This window comes from Methylobacterium crusticola, assembly GCF_003574465.1.
Taxonomy (GTDB): domain Bacteria; phylum Pseudomonadota; class Alphaproteobacteria; order Rhizobiales; family Beijerinckiaceae; genus Methylobacterium; species Methylobacterium crusticola.
The window spans coordinates 1-24,203 of record NZ_QOWC01000040.1 but is presented as its reverse complement, the minus strand read 5'-3'; the positions used below and the strand labels follow the sequence as shown (position 1 = coordinate 24,203).

The 24,203-nt window shown below is 72.8% G+C and carries 27 protein-coding genes and 2 tRNA genes; 19 read left to right on the top strand and 10 right to left on the bottom strand.

Annotated features, from left to right (window positions below):
- Window position 1: 1 nt before the first annotated feature.
- Genes DT057_RS17045 through sdhC form a run of 4 tightly spaced genes read right to left on the bottom strand, consistent with a single transcriptional unit; the run spans window position 2 to window position 3,060 of the window.
- Window positions 2-349: a virulence factor gene (locus DT057_RS17045; protein WP_238313868.1), complete on the bottom strand. Its 348-nt coding sequence runs from the start codon at window positions 347-349 to the stop codon at window positions 2-4.
- Window positions 350-362: 13 nt separating this feature from the next.
- Entirely contained in the window at window positions 363-2,189 is a 1,827-nt protein-coding gene (sdhA, locus tag DT057_RS17040) for a succinate dehydrogenase flavoprotein subunit (protein ID WP_128563300.1), read from the bottom strand.
- Window positions 2,190-2,214: 25 nt separating this feature from the next.
- Window positions 2,215-2,628 (bottom strand): succinate dehydrogenase, hydrophobic membrane anchor protein, encoded by a 414-nt coding sequence (gene sdhD, locus DT057_RS17035; protein WP_128563299.1) that lies wholly within the window; start codon window positions 2,626-2,628, stop codon window positions 2,215-2,217.
- A gap of 15 nt (window positions 2,629-2,643) precedes the next feature.
- The gene (gene sdhC, locus DT057_RS17030) at window positions 2,644-3,060 is read right to left on the bottom strand and encodes a succinate dehydrogenase, cytochrome b556 subunit (protein ID WP_128563298.1); all 417 of its coding nucleotides are present in this window, start codon (window positions 3,058-3,060) and stop codon (window positions 2,644-2,646) included.
- A gap of 293 nt (window positions 3,061-3,353) precedes the next feature.
- Between sdhC and DT057_RS17025 the strand changes: the two genes are divergently transcribed.
- A complete protein-coding gene (locus DT057_RS17025) occupies window positions 3,354-4,244 on the top strand; it encodes a LysR family transcriptional regulator (protein WP_128563297.1) in 891 nt (296 codons plus the stop codon).
- A 143-nt stretch (window positions 4,245-4,387) separates the two neighbouring features.
- On the top strand, window positions 4,388-4,843 hold the full coding sequence (mntR, locus tag DT057_RS17020; protein ID WP_128563296.1) for a manganese-binding transcriptional regulator MntR: 456 nt from the start codon (window positions 4,388-4,390) through the stop codon (window positions 4,841-4,843).
- Between the two features lie 4 nt (window positions 4,844-4,847).
- Here mntR and DT057_RS17015 read toward each other — a convergent pair whose 3' ends face one another.
- The 3 genes from DT057_RS17015 to DT057_RS17005 form a co-directional block, all read right to left on the bottom strand.
- Window positions 4,848-5,894: a MaoC family dehydratase gene (locus DT057_RS17015; protein WP_128563295.1), complete on the bottom strand. Its 1,047-nt coding sequence runs from the start codon at window positions 5,892-5,894 to the stop codon at window positions 4,848-4,850.
- A gap of 117 nt (window positions 5,895-6,011) precedes the next feature.
- On the bottom strand, window positions 6,012-6,320 hold the full coding sequence (locus DT057_RS17010) for a DUF167 family protein (protein WP_128563316.1): 309 nt from the start codon (window positions 6,318-6,320) through the stop codon (window positions 6,012-6,014).
- 13 nt (window positions 6,321-6,333) lie between these two features.
- Window positions 6,334-6,621, bottom strand: coding sequence for a YggT family protein (locus tag DT057_RS17005; RefSeq protein WP_128563294.1), 288 nt, complete (start codon window positions 6,619-6,621; stop codon window positions 6,334-6,336).
- A gap of 112 nt (window positions 6,622-6,733) precedes the next feature.
- On the opposite strand from DT057_RS17005, the gene DT057_RS17000 reads away from it, so the two are divergent.
- The 15 genes from DT057_RS17000 to DT057_RS35500 all read left to right on the top strand — a co-directional run bounded on the left by DT057_RS17000 (window position 6,734) and on the right by DT057_RS35500 (window position 20,528).
- Window positions 6,734-6,809, top strand: a tRNA-Ala gene (locus tag DT057_RS17000).
- A gap of 186 nt (window positions 6,810-6,995) precedes the next feature.
- Window positions 6,996-7,364 (top strand): hypothetical protein, encoded by a 369-nt coding sequence (locus DT057_RS16995; RefSeq protein ID WP_128563293.1) that lies wholly within the window; start codon window positions 6,996-6,998, stop codon window positions 7,362-7,364.
- 13 nt (window positions 7,365-7,377) lie between these two features.
- Window positions 7,378-7,668 carry a hypothetical protein gene (locus DT057_RS16990; RefSeq protein ID WP_128563292.1) on the top strand — a complete coding sequence of 97 codons (291 nt, stop codon included), beginning with the start codon at window positions 7,378-7,380 and terminating at the stop codon, window positions 7,666-7,668.
- Between the two features lie 312 nt (window positions 7,669-7,980).
- The gene (locus DT057_RS16985) at window positions 7,981-8,292 is read left to right on the top strand and encodes a metal-sensitive transcriptional regulator (RefSeq protein WP_128563291.1); all 312 of its coding nucleotides are present in this window, start codon (window positions 7,981-7,983) and stop codon (window positions 8,290-8,292) included.
- A 110-nt stretch (window positions 8,293-8,402) separates the two neighbouring features.
- Window positions 8,403-9,770: an ABC1 kinase family protein gene (locus tag DT057_RS16980; protein WP_128563290.1), complete on the top strand. Its 1,368-nt coding sequence runs from the start codon at window positions 8,403-8,405 to the stop codon at window positions 9,768-9,770.
- Between the two features lie 221 nt (window positions 9,771-9,991).
- Window positions 9,992-10,285, top strand: a complete 294-nt coding sequence (locus DT057_RS16975; protein WP_128563289.1) for an aa3-type cytochrome c oxidase subunit IV — start codon at window positions 9,992-9,994, stop codon at window positions 10,283-10,285.
- Between the two features lie 193 nt (window positions 10,286-10,478).
- Window positions 10,479-11,618 (top strand): Re/Si-specific NAD(P)(+) transhydrogenase subunit alpha, encoded by a 1,140-nt coding sequence (locus DT057_RS16970; protein WP_128563288.1) that lies wholly within the window; start codon window positions 10,479-10,481, stop codon window positions 11,616-11,618.
- 25 nt (window positions 11,619-11,643) lie between these two features.
- Entirely contained in the window at window positions 11,644-12,093 is a 450-nt protein-coding gene (locus DT057_RS16965) for a proton-translocating transhydrogenase family protein (protein WP_128563287.1), read from the top strand.
- A 4-nt stretch (window positions 12,094-12,097) separates the two neighbouring features.
- Window positions 12,098-13,498: an NAD(P)(+) transhydrogenase (Re/Si-specific) subunit beta gene (locus DT057_RS16960; protein WP_128563286.1), complete on the top strand. Its 1,401-nt coding sequence runs from the start codon at window positions 12,098-12,100 to the stop codon at window positions 13,496-13,498.
- A gap of 182 nt (window positions 13,499-13,680) precedes the next feature.
- A complete protein-coding gene (recJ, locus tag DT057_RS16955; protein ID WP_128563285.1) occupies window positions 13,681-15,474 on the top strand; it encodes a single-stranded-DNA-specific exonuclease RecJ in 1,794 nt (597 codons plus the stop codon).
- 101 nt (window positions 15,475-15,575) lie between these two features.
- Window positions 15,576-15,660, top strand: a tRNA-Tyr gene (locus DT057_RS16950).
- Between the two features lie 891 nt (window positions 15,661-16,551).
- Window positions 16,552-18,477 (top strand): M6 family metalloprotease domain-containing protein, encoded by a 1,926-nt coding sequence (locus DT057_RS16945; protein WP_128563284.1) that lies wholly within the window; start codon window positions 16,552-16,554, stop codon window positions 18,475-18,477.
- Window positions 18,474-19,310: a hypothetical protein gene (locus DT057_RS16940; RefSeq protein WP_128563283.1), complete on the top strand. Its 837-nt coding sequence runs from the start codon at window positions 18,474-18,476 to the stop codon at window positions 19,308-19,310. Before DT057_RS16945 ends, DT057_RS16940 begins: the two co-directional genes overlap by 4 nt.
- Window positions 19,307-20,386 (top strand): ATP-grasp domain-containing protein, encoded by a 1,080-nt coding sequence (locus DT057_RS16935; protein ID WP_128563282.1) that lies wholly within the window; start codon window positions 19,307-19,309, stop codon window positions 20,384-20,386. The genes DT057_RS16940 and DT057_RS16935 overlap by 4 nt, the downstream gene beginning before the upstream one ends.
- Window positions 20,346-20,528, top strand: coding sequence for a hypothetical protein (locus DT057_RS35500; RefSeq protein ID WP_162501432.1), 183 nt, complete (start codon window positions 20,346-20,348; stop codon window positions 20,526-20,528). The genes DT057_RS16935 and DT057_RS35500 overlap by 41 nt, the downstream gene beginning before the upstream one ends.
- Before the next feature lie 140 nt (window positions 20,529-20,668).
- Here DT057_RS35500 and DT057_RS35495 read toward each other — a convergent pair whose 3' ends face one another.
- The 3 genes from DT057_RS35495 to DT057_RS16925 form a co-directional block, all read right to left on the bottom strand.
- Window positions 20,669-20,806, bottom strand: coding sequence for a hypothetical protein (locus DT057_RS35495; protein ID WP_162501431.1), 138 nt, complete (start codon window positions 20,804-20,806; stop codon window positions 20,669-20,671).
- A gap of 166 nt (window positions 20,807-20,972) precedes the next feature.
- Window positions 20,973-21,869 (bottom strand): HpcH/HpaI aldolase/citrate lyase family protein, encoded by an 897-nt coding sequence (locus DT057_RS16930; protein WP_162501430.1) that lies wholly within the window; start codon window positions 21,867-21,869, stop codon window positions 20,973-20,975.
- 140 nt (window positions 21,870-22,009) lie between these two features.
- Complete coding sequence (locus DT057_RS16925) at window positions 22,010-22,999, bottom strand: GlxA family transcriptional regulator (RefSeq protein ID WP_128563280.1); 990 nt, start codon at window positions 22,997-22,999, stop codon at window positions 22,010-22,012.
- 70 nt (window positions 23,000-23,069) lie between these two features.
- Between DT057_RS16925 and DT057_RS16920 the strand changes: the two genes are divergently transcribed.
- Both DT057_RS16920 and DT057_RS16915 read left to right on the top strand, forming a co-directional pair.
- A complete protein-coding gene (locus tag DT057_RS16920) occupies window positions 23,070-23,459 on the top strand; it encodes a nuclear transport factor 2 family protein (protein WP_128563279.1) in 390 nt (129 codons plus the stop codon).
- Window positions 23,460-23,499: 40 nt separating this feature from the next.
- The coding region (locus DT057_RS16915; protein ID WP_162501429.1) for a DJ-1/PfpI family protein at window positions 23,500-24,203 on the top strand (704 nt) is incomplete at its 3' end.

Genomic DNA, 24,203 nt, shown 5'->3' with positions numbered 1-24,203 from the left:
GCTAATCTTCATCCTCGTCATCGAGGGCAATCGTGAGGTCGTTGTTTTCTTCGATGCGCAGCATGCGGATGTCGCGAACGGACGGCTTGAACCACGGATATCGACGCGACAGCCGCTGCACGATGCGCACGCACCGCACCGCATCCACGGTTTCGTCACCGAAATAGGCGCTACCCTGCTTCCACTCGAAGCCGCGGGACGTGAGATAATTCCTCACGTCTGCGTAGGCATTGTTCCAGGATGAACTCGGGTAGAGTTGCTTGAGCGTTTCCGTGTCGAAATCAAAAACGATTGCGTACATTCGCCCCCCGCGGCGGCTGTTGTGGCCGATCGTTCCGACTTGAGGCATGGCTGGTCGACTCTCAGTACACCCGCGCCTTGGGCTCGATGTACGCGATGTCGTTCGACATCGTGTAGGTGTGCACCGGGCGGTAGTCGATGGCGACCTTGCGGGCGTCCGGGTCGAGCCAGGTCAGGGTGTGCTTCATCCACTGCTTGTCGTCGCGGTCCGGGAAGTCCTCGCGGGCATGGGCCCCGCGGGACTCGGTGCGGTTGGCGGCCGCCTCCATCGTCACCACCGCCTGTCCGATCAGGTTGTCGAACTCCAGCGTCTCAAGGAGGTCGGAGTTCCAGACGAGCGAGCGGTCGGTGACCTGGATGTTCTCGGTCCCGGCCCAGACCTTGTGGATCAGGCCCTTGCCCTCCTCCAGCACCTCGCCGGTGCGGAAGACCGCGCAGTTGTTCTGCATCGTCTTCTGCATCTCGAGGCGCAGCTCCGCGGTCGGCGTGCCGCCGCTGGCGTAGCGGAAGCGGTCGAGGCGGGCGAGCGCCTTGTCGGCCGAGTCCCGGGCGAGCTCCGGCTGGCGCCCGTTGACCTCGACGGTCTCGGCGCAGCGCAGGCCGGCGGCCCGGCCGAACACCACGAGGTCGATGAGCGAGTTCGAGCCGAGGCGGTTCGCCCCGTGGACCGACACGCAGGCCGCCTCGCCGATGGCCATGAGGCCCGGCACGACGTGGTCGGGGTTGCCGTCCTTCAGGGTCAGCACCTCGCCGTGATAGTTCGTCGGGATGCCGCCCATGTTGTAGTGGACGGTCGGGATCACCGGGATCGGCTCCTTGGTCACGTCGACGCCCGCGAAGATCTTGGCGGATTCCGAGATGCCGGGCAGGCGCTCGTGCAGGATCTTCGGGTCGAGGTGGTCGAGGTGCAGGAAGATGTGGTCCTTGCTCTTGCCGACGCCGCGGCCGGCCCGGATCTCCATGGTCATGGAGCGCGAGACCACGTCGCGGGAGGCGAGGTCCTTGGCGGAGGGCGCGTAGCGCTCCATGAAGCGCTCGCCCTCGGAGTTCGTCAGGTAGCCGCCCTCGCCCCGCGAGCCCTCGGTGATGAGGCAGCCGGCGCCGTAGATGCCGGTCGGGTGGAATTGGACGAACTCCATGTCCTCGAGCGGCAGGCCGGCGCGCAGCACCATGGCGTTGCCGTCGCCCGTGCAGGTGTGGGCCGAGGTGGCCGAGAAGTAGGCCCGGCCGTAGCCGCCGGTGGCCAGCACCGTCATGGCGGCGCGGAAGCGGTGGATCTCGCCGGTGGCCTGGTCGAGGGCGATGACGCCGCGGCAGCGGCCGTCCTCGTCCATGATCAGGTCGAGGGCGAAGTACTCGATGAAGAAGTTGGTCTGCGCCTTCACGGCCTGGCCGTAGAGGGTGTGCAGCATGGCGTGGCCGGTGCGGTCGGCCGCCGCGCAGGTGCGCTGGGCCGTGCCCTTGCCGTACTCGGTGGTCATGCCGCCGAACGGGCGCTGGTAGATCTTGCCCTCGGCGGTGCGGGAGAACGGCACGCCCCAGTGCTCGAGCTCGTAGACCGCCGCCGGGGCGTTGCGCACGAGGTACTCGATCGCGTCCTGGTCGCCGAGCCAGTCCGACCCCTTCACGGTGTCGTACATGTGCCAGCGCCAGTCGTCCGGCCCCATGTTGCCGAGGGAGGCCGAGATGCCGCCCTGCGCCGCCACGGTGTGCGAGCGGGTCGGGAACACCTTGGTGATGCAGGCGGTGCGGAGCCCCGCCTGCGAGCAGCCGACGGTGGCCCGCAGGCCCGCGCCGCCGGCGCCGACGATCACCACGTCGAAGGTGTGGTCGATGATGGTGTACGCCGTGCCGTTCCGGGCCGGCGCGGGGGATGCGGTGGTGGCCATGGCGTCGATTCCTAGGGCTGAAGGGTCACGCGAGGGCCCGCAGGCTCACCCGCACGATGGCGTACAGGCAGGCAACCGCGACGACGACGCAGTAGAAGTTGTTGGCGATCACGGCGGCGATCCTCAGTCCCTTGTCGTGGACGTAGTCCTCGATGACGATCTGAAGGCCCATCCGCATGTGGTTGGTGACCGAGATCACGCCGAGGATCAGCAGGATCGCCACGAAGGGCTGGGACAGGAGTTGCACCGCCTCCGGGTAGGGCCGGCCGGCCATCAGGGCGACGATCACCACGAAGGCGAGGATCAGGGGCACGTTCGAGACCGCGGTGACGCGGTGGAGCCACCACTCGCGGGTGCCGTGGTGCGCCGGGCCGAGGCCTTTGGTGCGGGCGAGCGGGGTGCGGATCGAGGGACGGATCTCGGGGCGGTTGTCGACCATCGCGAACGCTCCTTCTCAGCGGGCCAGAAGGCCGACGACCCAGATCACCAGGGTCAGCGCGGCCGAGCCCACCAGGGTGTACTTCGCCATCGCGATGCGCGTGCCGGGCTCCATGCCGTGGCCGAAATCCCAGACCAGGTGGCGGATGCCGCCGAGCATGTGGTGCATCAGGATCCAGGTGTAGACGAACAGGATCAGCCGCCCGAGGATCGAGCCGAAGAACCACGCCACCGGCCCGTAGGCGCCGGGGCCCGCCGCCAGGGACACGAGCCAGATCGCCACCAGCGCGGTGCCGCCGTAGAGCGCGACGCCCGTGATGCGGTGCACCACCGACATCGCCATCGTCCAGGTCCAGCGGTAGATCTGGAGGTGCGGCGAGAGCGGCCGGACGACCGGCCTGCCGGGGGATGGGGGCCTTGCGGTGTCGGCCATCGTTGCGATCCTTCGGGGGTCCGTGAAGCTGTACCGGCTCTAAACTAGGTCACGTACCGGCTCCGTCACCGGTGCGCAACGCGACCGGCCGTCCGGGGCGGCGCAGCGCGGGCGCGCCATTCCTCCTTGGAACTGGTCCGGTTCGCAATGCGGCTCTCGTTGACCCAGGCTTCGCGTCCGGCGAAGGATACGCCCGGGGCGGCGGCGGGACGCGCCCTCGGCCCGGGGCGCGCGGTGCCTTCGCGTTCGGCGAAAGAATCGGGCATCATCCCGAGTCTTCCGGGAGCGCGGCCATGCATTTCGACCTCGTCGATCTCAGCCTCTTCCGCCACGTCGTCGAGGCGGGATCGATCACCCACGGGGCGGGGCGGGCCAACCTCGCGCTCGCCGCGGCGAGCCACCGCGTCCGCGCCATGGAGGCCTCCCTCGGGGCGGCCCTCCTGACGCGGGCCCGCCAGGGGGTCACCCCGACCCCGGCCGGGCGCACGCTGCTGGCGCATGCCCGCGCGATCCTGTCCGGGGTGGAGCGCCTTCAGGCGGACCTCGCGGCCTACGCGGGGGGCGCCGCCGGGCAGATCCGCGTCCTGTCGAACACCAACGCGCTGACCGAGTTCCTGCCCGAGGCGCTCTCGGCCTACCTGACCCTGCATCCGGGGGTCAGCGTCGACATCGAGGAGCGGCTCTCCGACGAGATCGTCGGCCTCGTGGCCGAGGGCGCGGCCGACCTCGGCCTCGTCGCCGGCACCGTCGAGACCGGAAGCCTCCAGACCTTCCCGTTCCGGCGCGACCGCTTCGTGCTGGTGGTGGCGAGCGACCACCCCCTGGCGGCGCGCGCCGCCGTCAGCTTCGCCGAGGTGCTCGGCCACGACCTCGTCGGGCTCGACCGGGCGAGCGCCCTGACGCGGTTCCTCGCCGGCAAGGCCGGCCGCATCGGCCGGCCGCTCCGGCTGCGGGTGCAGCTGCGCGGCTTCGACGCGGTCTGCCGCCTCGTGGAGTGCCGGGCCGGCCTCGGGATCGTGCCGGAGACCACGGCCCGGCGCGCCGCCCGCACCATGGCGATCGCGATCGTCGCCCTCGAGGATCCCTGGGCGGTGCGCGACCTGACGATCTGCGTGCGCGACCTCGCCGCCCTGCCCCCCTTCGCCAAGGACTTCGTCGCGCACCTGCGGGAGCAGGGCGCGTGAACCCCCGCCCGGCCCGCCGGGGGCCGCCCGGCCCGCCGGGGGTGGCCCGCCCGGCGGGGGCAGCCCTCTGCCCACCCGGCACGTCCTCGGCTAAGAAGTCTCGACGGCCCAGGCACCCTTCCGCGGCGGACGAAGCGAACTCCATGCAGGACCACGACAGCCCGTCCGACCCCGTCCTCGTCGATGCCGAGGCTCACTCCGCCGGCTTCCGGCAGGTGCGCGAGGCGCGCAGGCTCGAGCTCGTGGAGGATTACGTCGAGCTGATCGCCGACCTGATCGGCGACGGCGGCGAGGCCCGGCAGGTCGACATCGCGGCCCGTCTCGGCGTCGCCCAGCCCACGGTCGCCAAGATGCTCAAGCGCCTCGCCGAGGAGGGCCTCGTGCAGCAGCGGCCCTACCGGGGGGTGTTCCTCACGGAGGCCGGCCGGGCCCTCGCCGCCGAGGCGCGGGAGCGCCACCGGATCGTCGAGTCGTTCCTCATCGCCCTCGGCGTCAGCCCCCACGTCGCCCGCTGCGACGCGGAGGGCATCGAGCACCACGTCAGCCGCGAGACCCTGGAGGCCTTCCGCCGCTTCACCGCCGCCCGCACCGACGCCTGACGGCTCAGCGCGGCATCAGTGCCCAGTAGTCGAGGTCGAGGATCACGGCCGGGTCGTAGGCGTCGCCGACCTTGTCCGGGAAGGCGCCGCAGGGCTGGTTCTTGGTCGCCACCGTGCGCAGGCGCAGGGCCCCGACGTCGCGGCGTCCGGGAAGCTCGGCCACGGCCTTGACCTCGCTCCAGGCGTAGACGGTGTCCCCGGCAAACAGCGGCGCGACGTGGCGCCCGGCGTTGATGCCCGCGAGCGCGAAGGCGTTGGCGAGCCCGTTGAAGCTCAGCGCCCGGGCGAGCGAGATCACGTGGCCGCCGTAGATCAGGCGCCGGCCGAAGCGGGTCTGCGTCGCGGCGTGGGCGTCGAAATGCACCTTGGCGGTGTTCTGGAACAGCCGCGTGGCGATCTGGTGCTCCGCCTCCTCGACCGTCATGCCGTCGACGTGGTCGATGCGCTCGCCGGCCGCGTAGTCGCCGAGGCGGTGCGGGCTGCCGGCGAGGCCGGCGTCGTAGGCCTCGGGGGCCAGGGCCGGGAGGGCGGGCGCCAGGTCCGCGGGCGCCACCGCGCCCGAGAGGGAGGGCACCACCTCGGGGCCGACCGGGCCCGCGGGGTCGCGCTTGCGCACCAGCACCCAGCGGCAGTAGGTCAGCACCGCCCCGCCGGCCGCGTCGTACCCGGTCGAGCGCACGTAGACGACGCCGGTCTGGCGGTTCGAGCTCTCCTTGAGGCCGATCACCTCGGAGACCGACGACAGGGTCTCGCCGGGATAGACGGGCCGCAGGAAGCGGCCCTCCGCGTAGCCGAGGTTCGCGATCGCGTTGAGCGAGACGTCGGGCACCGTCTTGCCGAACACCACGTGGAAGACCAGGAGGTCGTCGAGCGGCGCCCGCGGGTAGCCGAACGCCCCCGCGAAGGCATCGGAGGACTGCACCGCGAAGCGCGGCCCGTAGAGCGCGGTGTAGAGCGCCGCGTCGCCGCCCGTGACGGTGCGGGGGGTCGCGTGGCGGATGGTCTCCCCGAGGCGGAAATCCTCGAAGTAGCGGCCTGGATCGGTCTTCATCGTCGTCCCTGACGGTGGGCCCCGGGGGCCGGCGGCGGTCCCGCCGGGGCGGCGCGATATGAGGCGCACGGGCGCCCGGGGGTCAAGCCCCGCCTCGCGGCAGCGCACAACGGGCAATCAGGCGCCCGTGCAGGCGGCGAGCCGGCGGGCCAGGACGGCGGCGTCGCCGGCGATGCGGAAGAGCTTGTCGCGGGCGCGGGCGCCCGCCGTCAGCGTCACCGCGGCGGCCGGGCGGCCGAGCGCCCGCCGCAGCACCTCGCGGAGCGCCGCGTTCGCGGCCCCCGCCTCCGGGGCGGCCCGCACGCGGACCCGCAGGACGCCGAGGCCGTCGGCCCGCGTCTCGATCCCGTCGATGGCGTTGCGCCCGCCCCGCGGCGTCGCCCGGACCCGGACCTCGATCCCGTCCGGGACGGGCCGCCACGGCAGGGGCGCGGCGTCCTCAGGCAAGGCTGGCGAAGATCTCGAACATCAGGTTGCGCAGGAAGAACAGGCCGAGGACCAGGATGATCGGCGAGATGTCGATGCCGCCGAGGTTCGGCAGGATCCGGCGGATCGGGCGCAGGGCCGGCTCGGTCACCCGGAACAGGAAGTCGCCGATCTGCGACACGATCGGGTTGCGGACGTTGACGACGTTGAAGGCCACGAGCCAGCTCAGGACCGCGCTGGCGATCAGCAGGTACACGTAGATCGTGATGATGTTGTCGATGAGCCAGAGAATCGAGCGCATGCGCGGTCCGTGAGAGCCTTGAGCCCCCGCGCGCGGTCGCATGCGCGGCGTCGGGGCTTCCAAGGGAATTGACAGGCTGAGGAGGGCCGGCCTACAAGGCCCCCGCCTCGCCGGGGCTGTAGCTCAGATGGGAGAGCGCCGCAATCGCACTGCGGAGGTCAGGGGTTCGAATCCCCTCAGCTCCACCACCCTTCCTCAACGATCCGAGGGGGTTGGTGACCGGTTCGGGAGGCGCGGCGGGGCCGCAATTCTCCAGACACAGTGAACGGGTATGCAAGCGGTCGCGACGCGGGTCGGGCGGCCGGCCGCCCGGGGCGCCGTGCGGTGCGCCGCCCCGGGCCTGAGCGGCGCCTCTGGATGAGCGAGCCCGATCGATGACCCCTGCCCTCCTCGACGAGATGCTCGAAGGCCGGCTGAGCGCGATCGCCCAAGCTCTCGCGCGCATCGCCGGGCCCGGCCCGGAGCCGGGGGACGCGGAGGCCGGCGCGCGCCCCCTGGACGTCGATGCGTCCCCCCTGGACGTCGATGCGTTCCTGCGGGACATCGGCGCGTCCCTGCGGGACGTGCGCGACCTCGTCGGGCGCAACCCCGGCCTCGATGCGGCCGCGGACGACCTGTACCGGAGCGTCCTGTCGTTCGCGGGCGCGGGCCGGGACGGGGTCGGCGCGCGCCAGCGCAGGCTCCTCTCGCAAGCCCATGCCCGGTTTCGGGATCGGCTCTCCGCCTCGCGGCGAGCGCATTGAGAGCGGGCCGGGAATGAGCACCGTCATCGCCAAGCTCGTCGCCGAGGCCATCCAGGCCCGGGATGCCGCCCTCGGCCGCCCCTACAATCTCGGCGGCCACGACGCCGAGGAACTCGCCCGCGCGGCCATCGACGCCTACGGCGATGCCCTCGCGGCCGCCGGGCTGGCGATCGTGCCGCTCAAGGCCGCGGAGGCGGTGCAGGCGCAGGACCGGCGCAGCGTCGAGCGCGGCGGGCAGGACGCGCGGGAACGCGTGAAGGCGCGCCTGGGCGTCTACCGCTCCCTCGGCGGCCGCAAGGCGTGAACGCCCTCGGCCTGCCGGAGGCCGCCCCGCCTTGCGCGAAGCGGATCTCGGCTCCCGCGAGACCCGCGAATTCCCTCTCGCGCGCGAGGACCCGCGGGCCGGCGCGGCTGACGCCAAGTTCTGGCGCATCCGGCGGTCGGTCGCGCCCGACCACGATGCGAGATTGCTCTTGACCGGCCAGGCTTCGATATAGGAACGGTTGGTGTTCCGCAGAGACAGGACGGCAACCGTTTCTCCGACACCCGACATCGCCCGGGCCGCCCGCGCCCTCCCGAGCGACCGGAGCCGGAACAGCGGTCGGGAAAGCAGGCGATGGATTACCAGTACTCGGACGGGCGTCTTCAGATCCGGCGGACCGACGACGAGAAGAAGCCGATCCTCCAGCGACTGAAGCGCATCGAGGGACAGGTGCGAGGCCTGCAGGCGATGGTGCAGGAGGACCGCTACTGCCTCGACGAGGTGCAGCAGATGAATGCCATCACGGCGGCCGTGCGCGAGGCGGCGCTCCAGCTGATCAGCAACCATCTCGACGCCTCGGTCGACTACGCGGTGCGCAGCCAGGACCACGACGGCGCGGTCGCCGAGATGGTCCGCGTGCTGCGGGCGGCGCTGCGCCAGACCTGAGAGGCGGGCGCTCCGGGGCCGCGCTGTCCGGTCGCCCTGGCGGTCCGGTTCCGCGGGCTTATCTAGCGCAGACCTGTTCCGCAGGCGTTCCCTCGCGCGAGTCCTCCCGCATGTCCGTCTCCGACCGCGAAGCCAATCGCTTCTCCGCCCGCGCCGCCCGCTACGCCCGGGTCGGCGCCAATGTCGGCGGGGTCGCGGCCCGGATGGCCGGCGCGCGGCTCTTCGGCCTCAAGGGCGAGGACCTGTCCAACGCCGCCGCCCTCTCGCAGGCGCTCGGAGGCCTCAAGGGGCCGATCATGAAGGTGGCCCAGCTCCTCGCCACCGTGCCGGACCTGCTGCCGCCCGAATACGCCCAGGAGTTGCAGAAGCTGCAATCCGAGGCGCCCCCCATGGGCGCGGCCTTCGTCAAGCGCCGCATGGCCGCGGAGCTCGGCCCCGGCTGGCAGGGCCGCTTCGGCCAGTTCGACCTCAGGCCCTCGGCGGCCGCCTCCCTGGGGCAGGTCCACCGGGCGACCACGCAGGACGGCGTGGCGCTCGCCTGCAAGCTGCAATATCCGGACATGCAATCGGCCGTCGAGGCGGACCTGAAGCAGCTCGAGATCGCCTTCGCGCTGCACCGGCGGATGAGCGTCGCCATCGACACCCGGGAGATCGCCAAGGAGATCGGCGACCGGGTGCGCGAGGAGCTCGACTACGCCCGCGAGGCCAAGCACGCCGCCCTCTACGCCGACATCCTGCGGGACGTCCCGGACGTGCGCGTCCCGACCGTGTTTCCCGACCTCTCGACGAAGCGGCTCCTCACCCAGGGCTGGCTCGAGGGCGAGAAGATCCTGGCCTTCACGCAGGGGCCGCTGGAGCTGCGCAACCGCCTGGCCCACGCCATGTTCCAGGCCTGGTGGCACCCCTTCAGCCGCGCCGCGGTGATCCACGGCGACCCGCATCTCGGCAACTACACGGTGTTCTCCGAGGACGGCGAGCCCCGGGGCATCAACCTGCTCGATTACGGCTGCATCCGCATCTTTCATCCGCGCTTCGTCGGCGGGGTGGTCGACCTCTACAAGGGGCTGCTGCACGACGACCAGGCCCGCATCGTCCACGCCTACGAGAGCTGGGGCTTCCGCAAGCTCAGCCGCGAGCTCATCGACATCCTGAACATCTGGGCGCGGTTCATCTACGGCCCGCTCCTGGAGGACCGCACCCGCACGGTGGCGGACGGCGTCAAGCCGGGCGAGTACGGCCGCCGGCAGGCCTTCGAGGTCCACCGCGCCCTCAAGGAGCGCGGGCCCGTCACGGTGCCGCGGGAGTTCGTGTTTATGGACCGGGCCGCCGTGGGGCTCGGCGCGGTGTTCCTGCACCTGCGCTCCGAGCTGAACTACCACCGCCTGTTCGAGGCCCAGATCGACCGCTTCTCCCTCGACGATCTGGCCGCCCGGCAGACGGCCGCCCTCGAGGCCGCCGGCCTGCCGCTGCCGGCCTGACGCCGGCCCCCCACCCGGGCGAGGCGCGCCCTCGCGCCCGCCTCCCGCTCGTCCCGGACCCGAGGTTCGGGCGCCCGGGCGGGCCCTCGCGGCGCCCCGGGGACCCGGCTGCGGGCGCTCCTGCGCGGCATCCCCTTGAGCCGGGAACACGGCTGATTGCGGGGGCCCTGCGCTTGCGCTAAAGCCCGGGGAAACCAGCACGAGACGGGGCCTACCGCAGCATGGCTGACATCAATCACGCGTCCGACGCCGCCTACAGCCCCGAGATGGACGGCCCGACCCACGAGGCGACGTACCGGGGCTTCGTGCGCTTCGTCGAGATCGCCTCCATGGTGGTGATCTGCTGGGTGCTGTCGCTGGCGGTCGGAGGCGTCCGCGAGGCCTGGATCACCGCCATCGTGGGCGTGGTGCTGTCGGCCGTCGCCGGCGCCATCGGCGCCCTCTCGCCGGCGATCGGCTGGCGCGCGCCGGCGGCCGTGGTGGTGCTGCTCGGATTGCTGCTCGCCTTCTACTGACGGGGCGTCGACCGGCGCGGCGCCGGCGCACGCGGGCGCCCGGCCCGATCGGCCGTCCGTGACCGAATTGTAGAAAATGATACCGGGGCCGTTCCCTCGCGGGGGGAAACGGCCCTACAGTCGCGACAGGTCTTCCCCAAGCGGTGCTGGCGCACGCACCGCCCCCTCACTCGTCTGGCCGAAGGAACAGGGTATGCGGATCGCGGTCCTTACCGAGACCGATCCGGCGGAGCCGCGGGTCGCGGCGGTCCCGGAGACGGTGAAGAAGTACAAGGCTCTCGGGGCCGACGTGACGGTGCAGTCCGGCGCCGGCCGGACGGCGGGCGTGCCCGACGCCGAGTACGAGGCCGCCGGGGCCGCCATCGCGCCCGACGCGCGGGCCGCGGCCGACGGCGCCGACATCGTCCTCAAGGTCCGCCGCCCCTCGGCCGAGGAACTGCCGGCGCTCAAGCGCGGCGCCGCCGTGGTGGCGATCATGGATCCCTACGGCCACGAGGCCGAGGTGCGGGCCATGGCGGAGGCGGGCGTCTCGGCCTTCGCCATGGAGCTGATGCCGCGCATCACCCGCGCGCAGGTGATGGACGTGCTCTCGAGCCAGGCCAACCTCGCGGGCTACCGGGCGGTGGTCGACGGCGCCGCCACCTACGGCCGGGCCCTGCCGATGATGATGACCGCGGCCGGCACGGTGCCGGCGGCCCGCATCTTCGTGATGGGCGCGGGCGTCGCCGGCCTCCAGGCCATCGCGACGGCCCGGCGCCTGGGGGCGGTCGTGACCGCCACCGACGTGCGGCCCGCCGCCAAGGAGCAGGTCGAGTCCCTCGGCGCCAAGTTCGTCGCGGTCGAGGACGACGAGTTCAAGCAGGCCGAGACCGCGGGCGGCTACGCCAAGGAGATGTCGGCCGAGTACAAGAAGAAGCAGGCCGAGCTGGTGGCGACCCACATCGCCAAGCAGGACATCGTCATCACCACCGCGCTGATCCCGGGCCGGCCGGCGCCGCGGCTCGTCTCCGGCGACATGGTGGCGGCGATGCGCCCGGGCTCCGTGCTGGTCGACCTCGCGGTGGAGCGGGGCGGCAACGTCGAGGGCGTCAAGGCGGACGAGGTCGTGGAGACCGGGAACGGCGTCAAGATCGTCGGCTACGCCAACGTCCCGGGCCGCCTCGCCGCCACGGCCTCGAGCCTCTACGCCCGCAACCTCTACGCGTTCGTCGAGACCCTGGTCGACAAGGCCGCGAAGACGCTGGCGGTGAAGTGGGACGACGAGCTCGTCAAGGCCACCTGCCTGACCCGCGACGGCGCCGTCGTCCACCCGAACTTCCAGCCCAAGGCCTAGCGCGCGAGACCGCCGGAGGAGACCCATGGCCACGCTTCCCCCAGACCAGGCGGCCGACCAGGCGCGGGCCGCCGCCGCCGCGGCCCGCACCGCCGCCGACATCGCCGCCCGCGCCGCCGACCAGGCGCAGATCATCGCCGACAGCGTCGGCCACGGCGTCGCCGCCGTGACCCACGGCGCCGTCGACCCGACCGTCTTCCGTCTGGCGATCTTCGTGCTCGCGATCTTCGTCGGCTACTACGTGGTCTGGTCCGTGACCCCGGCCCTCCACACCCCGCTGATGTCCGTCACCAACGCGATCTCGTCGGTGATCGTCGTCGGGGCGATCCTCGCCGTCGGCGTGCCGCTGATGGAGCGGGGCACCGGCTGGGCCCGGTTCTTCGGCTTCATCGGCCTCGTCTTCGCCAGCGTGAACATCTTCGGCGGCTTCCTCGTCACCCAGCGCATGCTCAGCATGTACAAGAAGAAGGCCTGAGGCGATGTCGGAGAACGTCTCCTCGCTCCTCTACCTCGTCTCCGGCGTCCTGTTCATCCTGGCGCTGCGGGGCCTGTCCCACCCGACCACCTCCCGGCAGGGCAACCTGTACGGGATGATCGGCATGGGTATCGCCATCCTGACCACCCTGATCGGCCATCCGCCGGCCGGAATCGGCGCCTGGTTCCTGGTGCTGCTCGGCCTCGGCATCGGCGGCGGCGCCGGCGCGGTGATCGCCCGGCGCGTGCCCATGACGGCGATGCCGCAGCTCGTCGCGGCCTTCCACTCGCTCGTCGGCCTGGCCGCGGTGGCGGTGGCGGCTGGCGCGCTCTACGCGCCGCAGGCCTTCGGCATCCTCGAGGGCGGCCACATCCACAAGCAGTCGCTGTTCGAGATGGCGCTCGGTGTCGCCATCGGCGCCGTCACCTTCACGGGCTCGGTGATCGCCTTCCTGAAGCTCGACGGCCGCATGTCGGGCAAGCCGATCATGCTGCCCCAGCGCCACGCCATCAACATCGCCCTCGGCCTCGTGCTGCTCGCGCTCCTGGCCGCCTTCATCGGCGGCGAGAGCAAGGTGGTGTTCTGGCTGATCGTGCTCCTGTCCTTCGCGCTGGGCGGGCTCCTGATCATCCCGATCGGCGGCGCCGACATGCCGGTCGTGGTCTCGATGCTCAACTCCTACTCGGGCTGGGCGGCGGCGGGTATCGGCTTCACGCTCGGCAACCTGGCGCTGATCATCACCGGGGCGCTCGTCGGCTCCTCGGGCGCGATCCTGTCCTACATCATGTGCCGCGCGATGAACCGCTCGTTCATCTCGGTCATCCTGGGCGGCTTCGGCGGCGACGCCGCGGCGGCGGCCGGGGGCGGCAAGGTCGAGACCCGGCCGGTGAAGCAGGGCTCGGCCGACGACGCGGCATTCATCATGAAGAACGCCGAGAAGATCATCATCGTGCCGGGCTACGGCATGGCGGTGGCGCAGGCCCAGCACAGCCTGCGCGAGATGGCCGACCAGCTCAAGAAGGCGGGCGTCGACGTCAAGTACGCCATCCACCCGGTGGCGGGGCGCATGCCGGGCCACATGAACGTGCTGTTGGCTGAGGCCAACGTGCCCTACGACGAGGTGCACGAGCTCGAGGACATCAACGGCGAGTTCCCGCAGGCCGACGTGGCCTTCGTGATCGGCGCCAACGACGTCACCAACCCGGCTGCCAAGACCGACCCTCAGTCGCCGATCTACGGCATGCCGATCCTCGACGTGGAGAAGGCCAAGACCGTGCTGTTCATCAAGCGCGGCATGGGCTCGGGCTACGCCGGGGTCGAGAACGAGGTGTTCTTCCGCGACAACACCATGATGCTGTTCGGCGACGCCAAGAAGGTCGTCGACGAGATCGTGAAGAACTTCTGAGGCGCCCGCGGGGCCCCGGCGCGCCGGCGGGGCCCCTTGGCGGACGCCGGGATCGCGGGGCCTCGCGGCAGCCCCGCTGTCCCGCCCTGCGGCGGGGGCCCCCGCCCGGGGGGCGTCGTCCGGCCCCGGGTGTCGCCCGGCTGCGGCAGCGCCGCCCGGCGAATCCCGCTACAGTGCCGCCCGTGACCGTGCTCCTCGCTCCCCCGCGCCCCCTCCTCGACGTCCACCGCTCGGCCCTCGGGCGGCCCTGGCGTCAGCGCTGCGGCGAGCCCCGGCAGGAGGCGGCCGCGGCGGCGATCGCGCAGGCGCACGGCCTGCCCGAGGTGCTGGCCCGGGTGCTCGCCGGGCGCGGCGTCGAGCCCGGCGAGGTGCCGGGCTTCCTCCAGCCGCGCCTGCGCGACCTCCTGCCGGACCCCGCCGTGATGGTCGACATGGAGGCGGCGGCCGAGCGCCTCGCGGCCGCGGTGGCGCGCCGCGAGCGGGTGGCGATCTTCGGCGACTACGACGTCGACGGCGCCGCGAGCGCCGCCCTGCTCGCCGGCGCCCTGCGCGACCTCGGCGTGCCCTACCGGCTGCACATTCCCGACCGCATCACCGAGGGGTACGGCCCCAACGTCGAGGCGGTGCGCATGCTGGCGCGGGAGGGCGCGCGCCTCCTCGTCACCGTCGATTGCGGCACCGCCGGGCACGAGCCCCTGGCGGAGGCCGCCCGCCTCGGCCTCGACGTGGTGGTGCTCGACCACCACGGCGCGCCCGAAGCCCTGCCGGCGGCGCACGCCATCGTCAACCCGAACCGCCTCGACGACCTCTCGGGCCTCGGCCACCTCTGCGCGGCCGGCGTCGTGTTCCTGACCCTCGTGGCGCTCAACCGGCGCCTGCGCCGGACGGGCGCGGGGATCCCCGACCTGATGGCGGGCCTCGACCTCGTGGCGCTCGCCACGGTGGCGGACGTGGTGCCGCTGCGGGGGCTCAACCGGGCCTTCGTGCGCCAGGGCCTCTCGGTGATGCGGGGCCGCGGCCGCCTCGGCCTCTCGGCCCTCCTCGACGCCGCCGGCCTCGCCGAGGCCCCGCAGGCCTGGCATCTCGGCTTCCTGCTCGGGCCGCGCATCAACGCGGGCGGCCGCATCGGCGACGCCATGCTGGGGGCCCGGCTCCTCCTGTGCGAGGACCCGATCGAGGCCGCCGGCATCGCCGCGCAGCTCGACGTCCTCAACCGCGAGCGCCAGGCGATCGAGGCCGCCGCGGTGGCCGAGGCCGAGGCCGCCATGGCGCTGCGCCTGGAGCGCGACCCCGACCAGCCGGTCCTCGTCGCCTCGAGCCCGGACTGGCACCCGGGCGTCGTCGGGCTGATCGCGGCCCGGCTGAAGGAGCGCTTCGGCCGCCCGGCCTTCGCGTTCGCGCTCCGGGCCGACGGCACCGCCACCGGGTCCGGCCGCTCGATCCCCGGGGCCGATCTCGGGCGGGCGGTGCGCGGCACCGTCGAGGCGGGCCTCGCCGCCAAGGGCGGCGGCCACGCCATGGCGGCGGGCGTCACCCTGGCGGCGCCCGACCTCGACCGCTTCCGGGAGGTCCTCGCCGCCGAACTCGCCGCCTCCGTCGCGCAGGCGCGCCTCGGCGAGGCGCTCCTGGTCGACGGCCTCGTCTCGGCCGGCGGCGTGCAGGCGGATCTCGCCGACGCGGTGGAGCGCGCCGGGCCCTTCGGCCAAGGCTCGCCCGAGCCCGTCTTCGCCCTCGCCCGCCACCGGGTCGCCGACGCCCGGGTGGTCGGCACCGGCCACGTCAAGGCGCAGCTGCGCGGCCGGGACGGCGTCGCCGTCGGGGCGATCGCGTTCCGGGCCGCCGAGGGCCCGGTCGGGCGGATGCTCCTCGCCGGCATCGGCCGCGACATCCACGCCGCCGGCTCCCTCGCCCGCGACCGCTGGCGCGGCGGCGACCGCGTCGAGCTGCGCCTCTGCGACGTCGCCGAGGCGCCCTGACGTCCCGGCCGATCGCAGCTTGACACCCGCGGGACGCCTCACCATAAGACCCGCGTCGCCCGACCGGCGGCAGCGGCCAGCCCCCCGGGGTGCGGCGGCGCGGGGGAATGTCCCGAGCGGCAAAGGGGGCGGACTGTAAATCCGCTGGCTATGCCTTCGTAGGTTCGAGTCCTACTTCCCCCACCACCTCCCCTCTCGGCGAATTGCGGTCTGCCCGGCGGCGCGGGAGATCCCCGCCGGCCTGACCGGATCGCCTCCACGCCCCGGCTTCCTGTCCCATGAGCACCTTCGGGGCGCCGCGCGCCAGGACGCCGGCTGCGGCCGGGATCGGGCACTTCCCCCGGGCCCGTCCGGTCGCGCCCATCCCTGGCGCCGCGACCGTCCGAGGTGCCGACCTCGTCGTGCGGCCTGCCCGCGATCATGCCGTCGCGCCGGCTGCCGCCGAGCGGGATGAGGACGTTCTCGCGACCATCCAGGTGGCCGCCCGTCAGCACGGGCTCCAGGGTTGGCGGGACGGGCCTCGGCCAATGGCCCGAGCCCGCCGCCCAGCGCTTCGTGCGACGAGTCCGTCCCGATGCATCCCCTGTATGAGGTAGATGCTATGAATTAACCGCAACATCACTGCTGCGCAGCCTCGATTGCACGAGGAACGATTGCAGATCGCAGTATCGTGCGGTATATTCGAACCAGTATTTGAGCAAGTTCGTGTTGGGAATTGACGGGACGCGTCGTTCGCATCTTCCGGATGGTGCGGTCAGGCTCGGTGAGCACGTCGACGTCGGCGGCGATGGAGTGCCGGGAATCGTACGGCACTCAAGTCATCGCGGTATTTTATCTCAATCGTCACGATCGAACGCGTGCTGAGCCGCGTGTAGGCGGCGAAAACCCGTCAACCGGCTTCTTGCTCACATGCCAATCCTGCCAGCGCAAGTAGCCTGATCCCCCCCTGATCCGACCGTGCCGCGGCCGTGCGCCCGCCACGTCGGGCCGCCGGGGTTCGCTCAAGGCTCAACCGTATCGCGTCGTCGGAACCTGAGCTGGGACGGGCTTTGCTGAACCCGAGACGGAGGGGACGAGATGCACAGGACGTTCTGCAGGTGCAAGCCCGACACGCGCCGGGCCGCCGTCGCGGTCTGGTCCGATTTCTGCGCGGTCCCGCCGAGCCCCGAGTTGAGGGACCGCCTCAAGTCGGAACTGGTGCAGCTCCGCTCCAGCGGGACACCGCTCGCCGCGATCCTCGCCCTCAGCCGCCAGCCGCGCAGGCTCGGGTTCAACGACGGCGTGATCATCCCGCCCGAGCAGTTTCCCCTGGGAACCTCGCAGCGTGCGATCGCGGCCGCGGCGATGGAGCGCGCGCCGCTGCGCGGCGCCGTCCGCGTGATCGTCGTGCTCGTCGACTACGCCGACAGGGCGATGACCCAGTCGGCCGAGCATTTCCGCGACCTGTTCTTCTCGACCGGGTCCCTGCCGCACGGCAGCGTCAAGGAATACTACCGCGAGGTCACGGGCGGGCTCGTCGACCTCACCGGCGAGGTGGTGGGGCCGTTGCGGCTGCCGCAGACGCTGGCCTGGTACGCGAACAACAACTTCGGCATCGGCCGGCCCACCGGCCAGGCGCGCGCCAACACGATGGCGAACGACGCCGCGGCGGCCGCCGACGGGGCCGTGAACTTCGGCCTCTACGACAACGACGGCAACGGGTTCGTCGACGCCTTCGTGGTGGTCCACGCCGGTGGCGGGGGCGAGCAGACGGGCGATCCGGGAGACATCTGGTCCCACAAGTGGACGCTCCCGAGCGCCCGCGCGGCCGACGGCAAGCAGATCTTCGCCTACCTCACGATCCCGGAGGATTGCCGCATCGGCGTGTGTGCCCACGAGCTCGGCCACCTGCTCTTCGGCTTCCCGGACCTGTACGACACCGACGACACCTCCGAGGGGGTGGGGAACTGGTGCCTCATGGGCGGCGGGTCCTGGAACGGCGGCGGCGACATTCCCGCCCACCCCTCGGCCTGGTGCAAGGTTCAGCAGGGGTGGGCCGCCACCACCAACGTCACGACTGCCGGCACGATCACCATCCCGGACGTGAAGACCAGCCGCGCCGTCCACCGATTGTGGAAGGACGGCGGCGGCGGCCCGGAGTACTTCCTGCTCGAGAATCGCCAGCGGACCGGGTACGACCAGGGTCTGCCGGGAGACGGGTTGCTGATCTGGCACGTCGACGAGAGCCAGTCGGGCAACACCGACGAGACGCACTACAAGGTCGGCCTGGTCCAGGCGGACGGAGCGCGCCACCTCGAGCTCAGCTCCAACCGCGGCGACGCGGGCGACCCCTACCCGGGCGGGGCGAGCAACACCGCCTTCACGGGCAGCAGCACGCCGAATTCCAACGCGTACGCGGGCCAGCCGACGCTGGTGTCGGTGACGAGCATCTCGGCCTCCGCCCCGACGATGTCCGCGGTCGTGCGGGTCAGCAGCAAGGGCGTCCTCAAGGAGACGATCAAGGACAACAAGGAGGTCTTCAAGGAGATCAAGGACGCCCGCGACAAGACTCCCGTCAAGGACGTCAAGGACCGCAAGGACACGGTCAAGGAGGCGAAGGAGGGCGTGAAGGAGATCAAGGACGCCCGCGACAAGACCCCCGTGAAGGACGCCAAGGACCGCAAGGATACGGCCAAGGAATCCAAGGAGGCCGTCAAGGACGTCAAGGACGGCAAGGACGCCCGCGACGGTGCGGTCTCGGCCCGCGGCGTCCCGCCGGTCTCGGACATGGCGCCGGGCGGCGGGGACGATCCGCTGCTCGCGGCCCTGCTGGCGATCGAGAGGCGGCTCGAGGTGCTCGAGGCGGGCCTCGGCGTGGCCGGCGGAGCCGAGCCCTTCATCGGCGCGGATCAGCGCCCCGACCTCCCGGGCGGCGCCGACTACGCGATGCAGGAGCGCGCGTCGTCGGGCCTGGCCCGGGGCGACCGGACCGCCAAGCTCACCCTCGACGCACCGCAATCGTGACGCCCGACTTCCTCGTCATCGCCCCGGCGGGCGACGCCTCCGCCGGCGCGGTCGCGGCCGCGCTGACGAGGCGCCACGGCGCGGGACGGGTCGCGCAGCTCCCGACCGGGCAGCTCGCGCGGTGCCGCTGGACGCACCGCGTGGCGCCAGACGGTGCGGCGCGCACTCGGCTGAGGCGGCCCGACGGCGCGGCGCTCGACTGCGCCCACGTGCGCTGCGTCCTCGACCGGATGCTCGCCCCGCCCACGCTGCCGCGCTTCGCCCGCTCGCACCCGAAGGACCGCGACTACGCGGCGGCCGAGTTCCACGCCCTGCTGGCGAGCTGGCTGGCGGGTTTCGGGCCGCGGCTGATCAACCCGGCCGGGCCCTGGACATTGGTCGGCGGCCGGCGGCCGCGGCGCGCCTGGATGCTGGACGCGGCGTCCCGCGGCCTCCCGGTCCCCCGGGACGCCCGCGCGACCGCGGGTCGGCTGCTCCCGGCGGACGCGGGTCCGCCCTCCCGGGCCGGTCGCACGAACGCCGCCCTGCCGGGATTGCCGGACGCGCTGCCGGCCTGTCGCGGCGACGAGGCCGCCCGCGGCGCACCGGCGGGGCGGGTGCTGATCGCCGGGGACTTCGTGGGCGGTTCGCTCGCCGGCGCCTTCGGCGAGGCATGCCGGCATCTGGCCGGGGGCGCCGGCTACCGGCTGGCCGGGTTCGCGTTCTCGCGGATCGGCGGCCGCCTGGTGCTGTCGGACGTCGACACGGTGCCGGCGCTGGCCGACGAGGCGGAGGTCGAGGCCGTGGCGCGGCTGCTGGCCGACGTCGCCGCGGGCGCCGGGGGCGGCCCGTGATCCTCGTCTTCGGCCGACGCGACGATCCGCCCATCGCGCTGGTGGTCGCGGCGCTGCAATCGCACGGGGCCGAGTACGCCTTCGTCGACGACCGCCACCTCGACCGCGAGGACATCGTCACCACGCTGGGGCCCGGCGGGCTCGACGGGCTGCTCGTCTCGGCAGGTCGCGAGATCCCGCTCGGCTCCGTCGGCGGCGTCTACGCCCGGATCCTCGGGCTGCCGCCCGCCGGCGACCCTTGCGCGGCGATGCGGGCCCGGGCCTTCCAGGAGATCTTCATGGAGTGGCTCGATCTCACGCCGGCGCTGGTCGTCAGCCGGCCCCGGGCGATGGCGTCCAACGCGTCGAAGCCGTTCCAGGCGCAGCTGATCGCGCGCGCCGGCTTCGCGACGCCGGACACCGTCGTGACCGACGACCTCGAGGCCCTCGCGGCCTTCCGCCGCCGCCACGCCCGCGTGGTGTTCAAGTCCGCCAGCGGGGTGCGCTCCATCGTGGAGGAACTCGGTGACGGGCATGCCCCGCGGCTGGGATATCTCCGCGACCTGCCCACCCAGTTCCAGGCCCGGGTGCCGGGCGTCGACGTCCGGGTCCACGTCGTGGGCCGGGAGGTGTTCGCCACGGAGATCGAGAGCCAGGCGACGGATTACCGGTACGCGGCACGCAGCGGGCGTGCGGCGAAGCTGCATCCCGTGGAGGTGGAGCCGGCGCTGCGCGACCGCTGCGTCGCGCTCGCCGAAGCGCTGTCGCTGCCGCTCTGCGGCATCGACCTGAGGCGCAGGCCCGACGGCGGCTGGGTCTGCTTCGAGGCGAACCCGATGCCGGCCTTCAGCTATTATGAGGAGGAGACCGGCGCACCGATCAGCGACGCCCTCGCCCGGCTGCTGATGCGCCGCTCCCCCGTGGGAAGGCTCAGCGGACATGATCCAGGCCATCGAGAACCTGACGACCATCGTGGGCACCATCCTGGGGCTCGCGAGCCACCCGAGCCTGCCGGGCTACGGCATGGTGACGCTGCGCCTCGAGGAGACGCGGCCGGTGGAGGGCAAGGCCGACCTGATCTCGAACCAGCTCGGTAAGGAGATGCAGGTCGCCGTGCGGTCGGCGTTGCTGGGCGGGGTCCGGCCCGGCGCCCGGTTGCGCTGTCGCGCGCGTCGGACGGCGGACGGCGCCATGTGCGAGGCCAACCCCGAGGCGAGCGGGTTCGCGATCCTGCCGTGACGGCGATGCCGGCGGATTCCTCAGGTGGGGCCGCTCCCCCCGGCTGGCCGCGGGCGAGCGGCCCTGGGTGGAGCGCCGCGCCGCCTGGAGGGCGCTGGTCGGGACGCCGGGATCCGGGGCGGCGGGTGCCGGACACGGCCTCAGGGCGCGGCCGATGGGCGGCCCGATGCGGCGCTGCGGCAATCCAGCACGACCGCCCGCGCGGTCTCGATGGCGATGGAGACCGCCGCCATGGTCCCGGCATCCCCGCCGTCCGCCTCCTCGGCGGCCGCCCGCATCTCGCAGACGCCGGGCGTCGCCGGCGCGGCGATCCCCGGGGGCGCGGGGTTCGGGGGATCGACGGCCCCGCCCCGCAGAGGCCGAGCGGCCGATCGTTGCCGCCGGGGGCGGTCCGCATTCTCCCGGCGTCCGGGGTGCTCGGCCGGCATCCCCGCCCGTCGCGGGCTACGGCGCGGGGCCGGACACGTCCAGACCCAGCAGCCTGGCGCGGTCCAGGAGGCGCTGAGCCGCCTTGTAGCTCGGCACCTCGATGCGGTGGCCGTCGAGCTCGGGCTGGCGCGCACCCGCGGCGCGGGCCCGCTCGAAGACCTCGATCAGGCGGTGGGCCTCCTCGATCTGCTGCGCCGAGGGCGTCAGCCGCGCGTTGACGAGGTCGACCTGGCCGGGATCGACCAGGGCCTTCGCCTTGAAGCCTCGCGCCACGGCGAAGTCCAGGTCCCGCTCGGCGTCCTCGCGGCGGGAGAAGGTGAAGGGGCAATCGATCGCCAGGACCTGGGCGGCGACGCATTCCAGGAGGAACCGGGAGCGCGCGTAGGCGAGCTCGTCCGAACCGGGGGTGCGCGCGACACCGATGTCGGCCGCCATGTCCTCGCTCGCCATGAGCATCGCCGTCACGCGCGAACTGGCCTCCGCCAGGGCGACGACGCGGATCAGAGCCGCCGCGGTCTCGATGTTCGGGACGATCTCGGTCGCGCCGATCGGGATGCCATGGTCGCGCTCGTGCCGCGTGATCTGACGATCGAGGGCGAGGATCTGGTCGGGGCTCGCGGTCTTGGCGAGGAGGATTGCCCGAGCCCCGGCCTGCATGGCCGCGGCGAGATCCTCGTAGCCGACATGCTCGAGCGGGTTGATGCGGACGGCCGGGACCGCACCGGCCGCGCGCCAGGCCTCGGCGACCGGCCCGCAGAGGCCCCGCCCCTCGCGCTTGAGATGGGCGGGCGTGAAGTCCTCCAGGTCCTGGATGAGCACGTCGGCGCCCGACCGGGCCGCCGCGCGCAGGGCCGCCTCGTCGGCGCCCGCCACGAACATCCAGGTCCTGCGCGCAGCGATGGGTCGGGTCATGCGGTCAACTCCCCTGAAGAGGGCCGCGCCCTTCATGGCAGGGGCCCTCGCGGTTTTTCAAGGCACCCGGCCGCCAGGACGCCTCGTCGCATCGGGCCGGCGGCGCTCGGGGCGGGAGCGCCTCCCGGCATCCGGGCGCCTCACGCGAACCGGTCGCGGAACTCCTTGGGTCCGACGCTCTGCGCGCGAACGAAGGCGCGCCGCATCGTCTCCTCGCTGCCGAACCCGCACCGCGCGGCCACACGCTTGACGGGCAGCTGCGTGTCGACGAGGAGCTGCCGGGCGGCCTCCACGCGCAGCCGCTCGACCGCACGGGAGGGCGTCAGGCCGGTGTGCTCGCGGTAGCGGCGGCCGAAGCTGCGCTCGCTCATGCCGACCTGCGCCGCGAGACGCGCGAGCGACAGGTCGTCGGCGAGGTGGTCCTCGATCCAGGCATGGAGCTCGGCGAAGCGCTCGTCCGACGCCTGGAGCGTCAGCACGGCGCTGAACTGCGTCTGTCCGCCCGAGCGCTTGAGGAACACCACGAGGTGGCGCGCGACCGCGAGCGCGAGGGAGCGGCCGAGATCCTCCTCGACCAGCGCCAACGCGAGGTCGATGCCGGCGGTGACGCCCGCCGAGGTCCAGATCGGGCCGTCGCGCACGAAGATGGGATCCGGATCCACGGCGACGAGGGGGAAGCGGCGCTGGAGCTCGCCGCAATACTCCCAGTGCGTGACGGCGCGCCGCCCGTCGAGGAGGCCGGCGGACCCGAGCATGAACGCGCCCGTGCAGACCGAGGCGGTGCGCCGCGCCTGCGCGGACCTGTCCCGGACCCACTCCGCGAGGCCGGCATCCGCGGCGGCGCGCAGGACGCCCTGACCGCCCGCGACGACGAGCGTGTCGACCCCGGTGCCGGCCGGCGGCAGGGCCTCCGTGGCGAAGCGCAGACCCGCCGTCGCGACGATCCCGGTGGACGCCGCGACGAGGTGGACGTCGTAGGCGCCCGGCGCTCCCCGCGCCGCGAGCTGCTCGTTCGCGGCGGTGAAGACCTGAAGCGGGCCGGCGACGTCGAGGAGCTGCACCGCCGGGAATGCCAGGATCTCGACCCGCCGCGGTGCGTTTGGCGGGATCGGAGGGGTCTTTGGCGACATCGCCATACCCTGCACCGCTATCCCGGTCCCGTCGAGCGGCACCCTGCCGGCTCGCCCCCGGAGATCGACCATGACGGCCCGAACTTTCGAGAACGTTCCTGCTCCCGACTGGCTGCTCGCCCTGTGGCAGTCGATCGACGACAAGACCTTCGGCGCGGGCTTCGACTGCTTCGCCGAGGACGCGGTCTGCAATCTCGGCGTCGCGGACTGGCACGGCCGCGAGACGATCCGCGCGAACCTGAGAGCCTTCATCGACACCGGGTTCACGGCGCGGCACGACGTGAAGGAGTACTGGGACGGCGGCGCGCTGAAGGTCTTCCGCGGCACGGTGACGATGGTGCCGGACACGGGCGGCCCGGCCGTGCACCCGACCATGACGCACTTCTTCCACATGGACGAGCGCGACCCGAGCAAGGTCCGGCACTGGTACGGCGCCGTCGGGCCGATCTCCTTCGGTTGAGCGGCACCCAGGATCCTCACGAGAGTGGAAGGCGACAGGCATGGCCGAGCACCCCGTCATCGAAATCGGATCGCTGCTGATCGACCGGCTCGATCAGATCGACCTGACCGGCCCGTTCGAAGTGCTCTCCCGGCTGCCGGGCGCGCGGCACCGGATCTACGCCCGGACGATGGAGCCGGTGCGCGACATCATGGGTCTGCGCCTCGTGCCGGACGCGACCCTCGCCGAGGCGCCCCGCCTCGACGTGCTGCACGTGCCCGGGGGCCCGGGACAGGAGGACCTGATGCGGGACGAGGCGGTCCTGAGCTGGCTGCGGGCCCAGGCCGCGGGGGCGCGAAAGGTCTTCTCGGTCTGCACGGGCGCGCTGCTGCTCGGCGCGGCGGGCCTCCTGCGCGGCCGCCGGGCGACGACGCACTGGGCCTCGCACGATCTGCTGCCCCTCTACGGCGCGACCGCGGTGGACGCCCGCGTGGTGGTCGACGGCGACTTCGTCTTCGCGGCCGGCGTCACCGCCGGGATCGACGGCGCCCTCGCGCTCGCGGCCGAACTCTGCGGCGCGCAGGCCGCCCAGCGCATCCAGCTCGACATCGCCTACGCGCCCGAGCCGCCCTTCGACAGCGGCACGCCGGACACCGCGCCGGCCTCCGTGCTGGCGGCCGCCCGCGCCGCCGGCGCCGACCTTCGCAGGCGGCGCGAGGAGACCGCCGCGCGGTTCGCGGCCGCCGCCGCCGCGGGCGAGGCGGC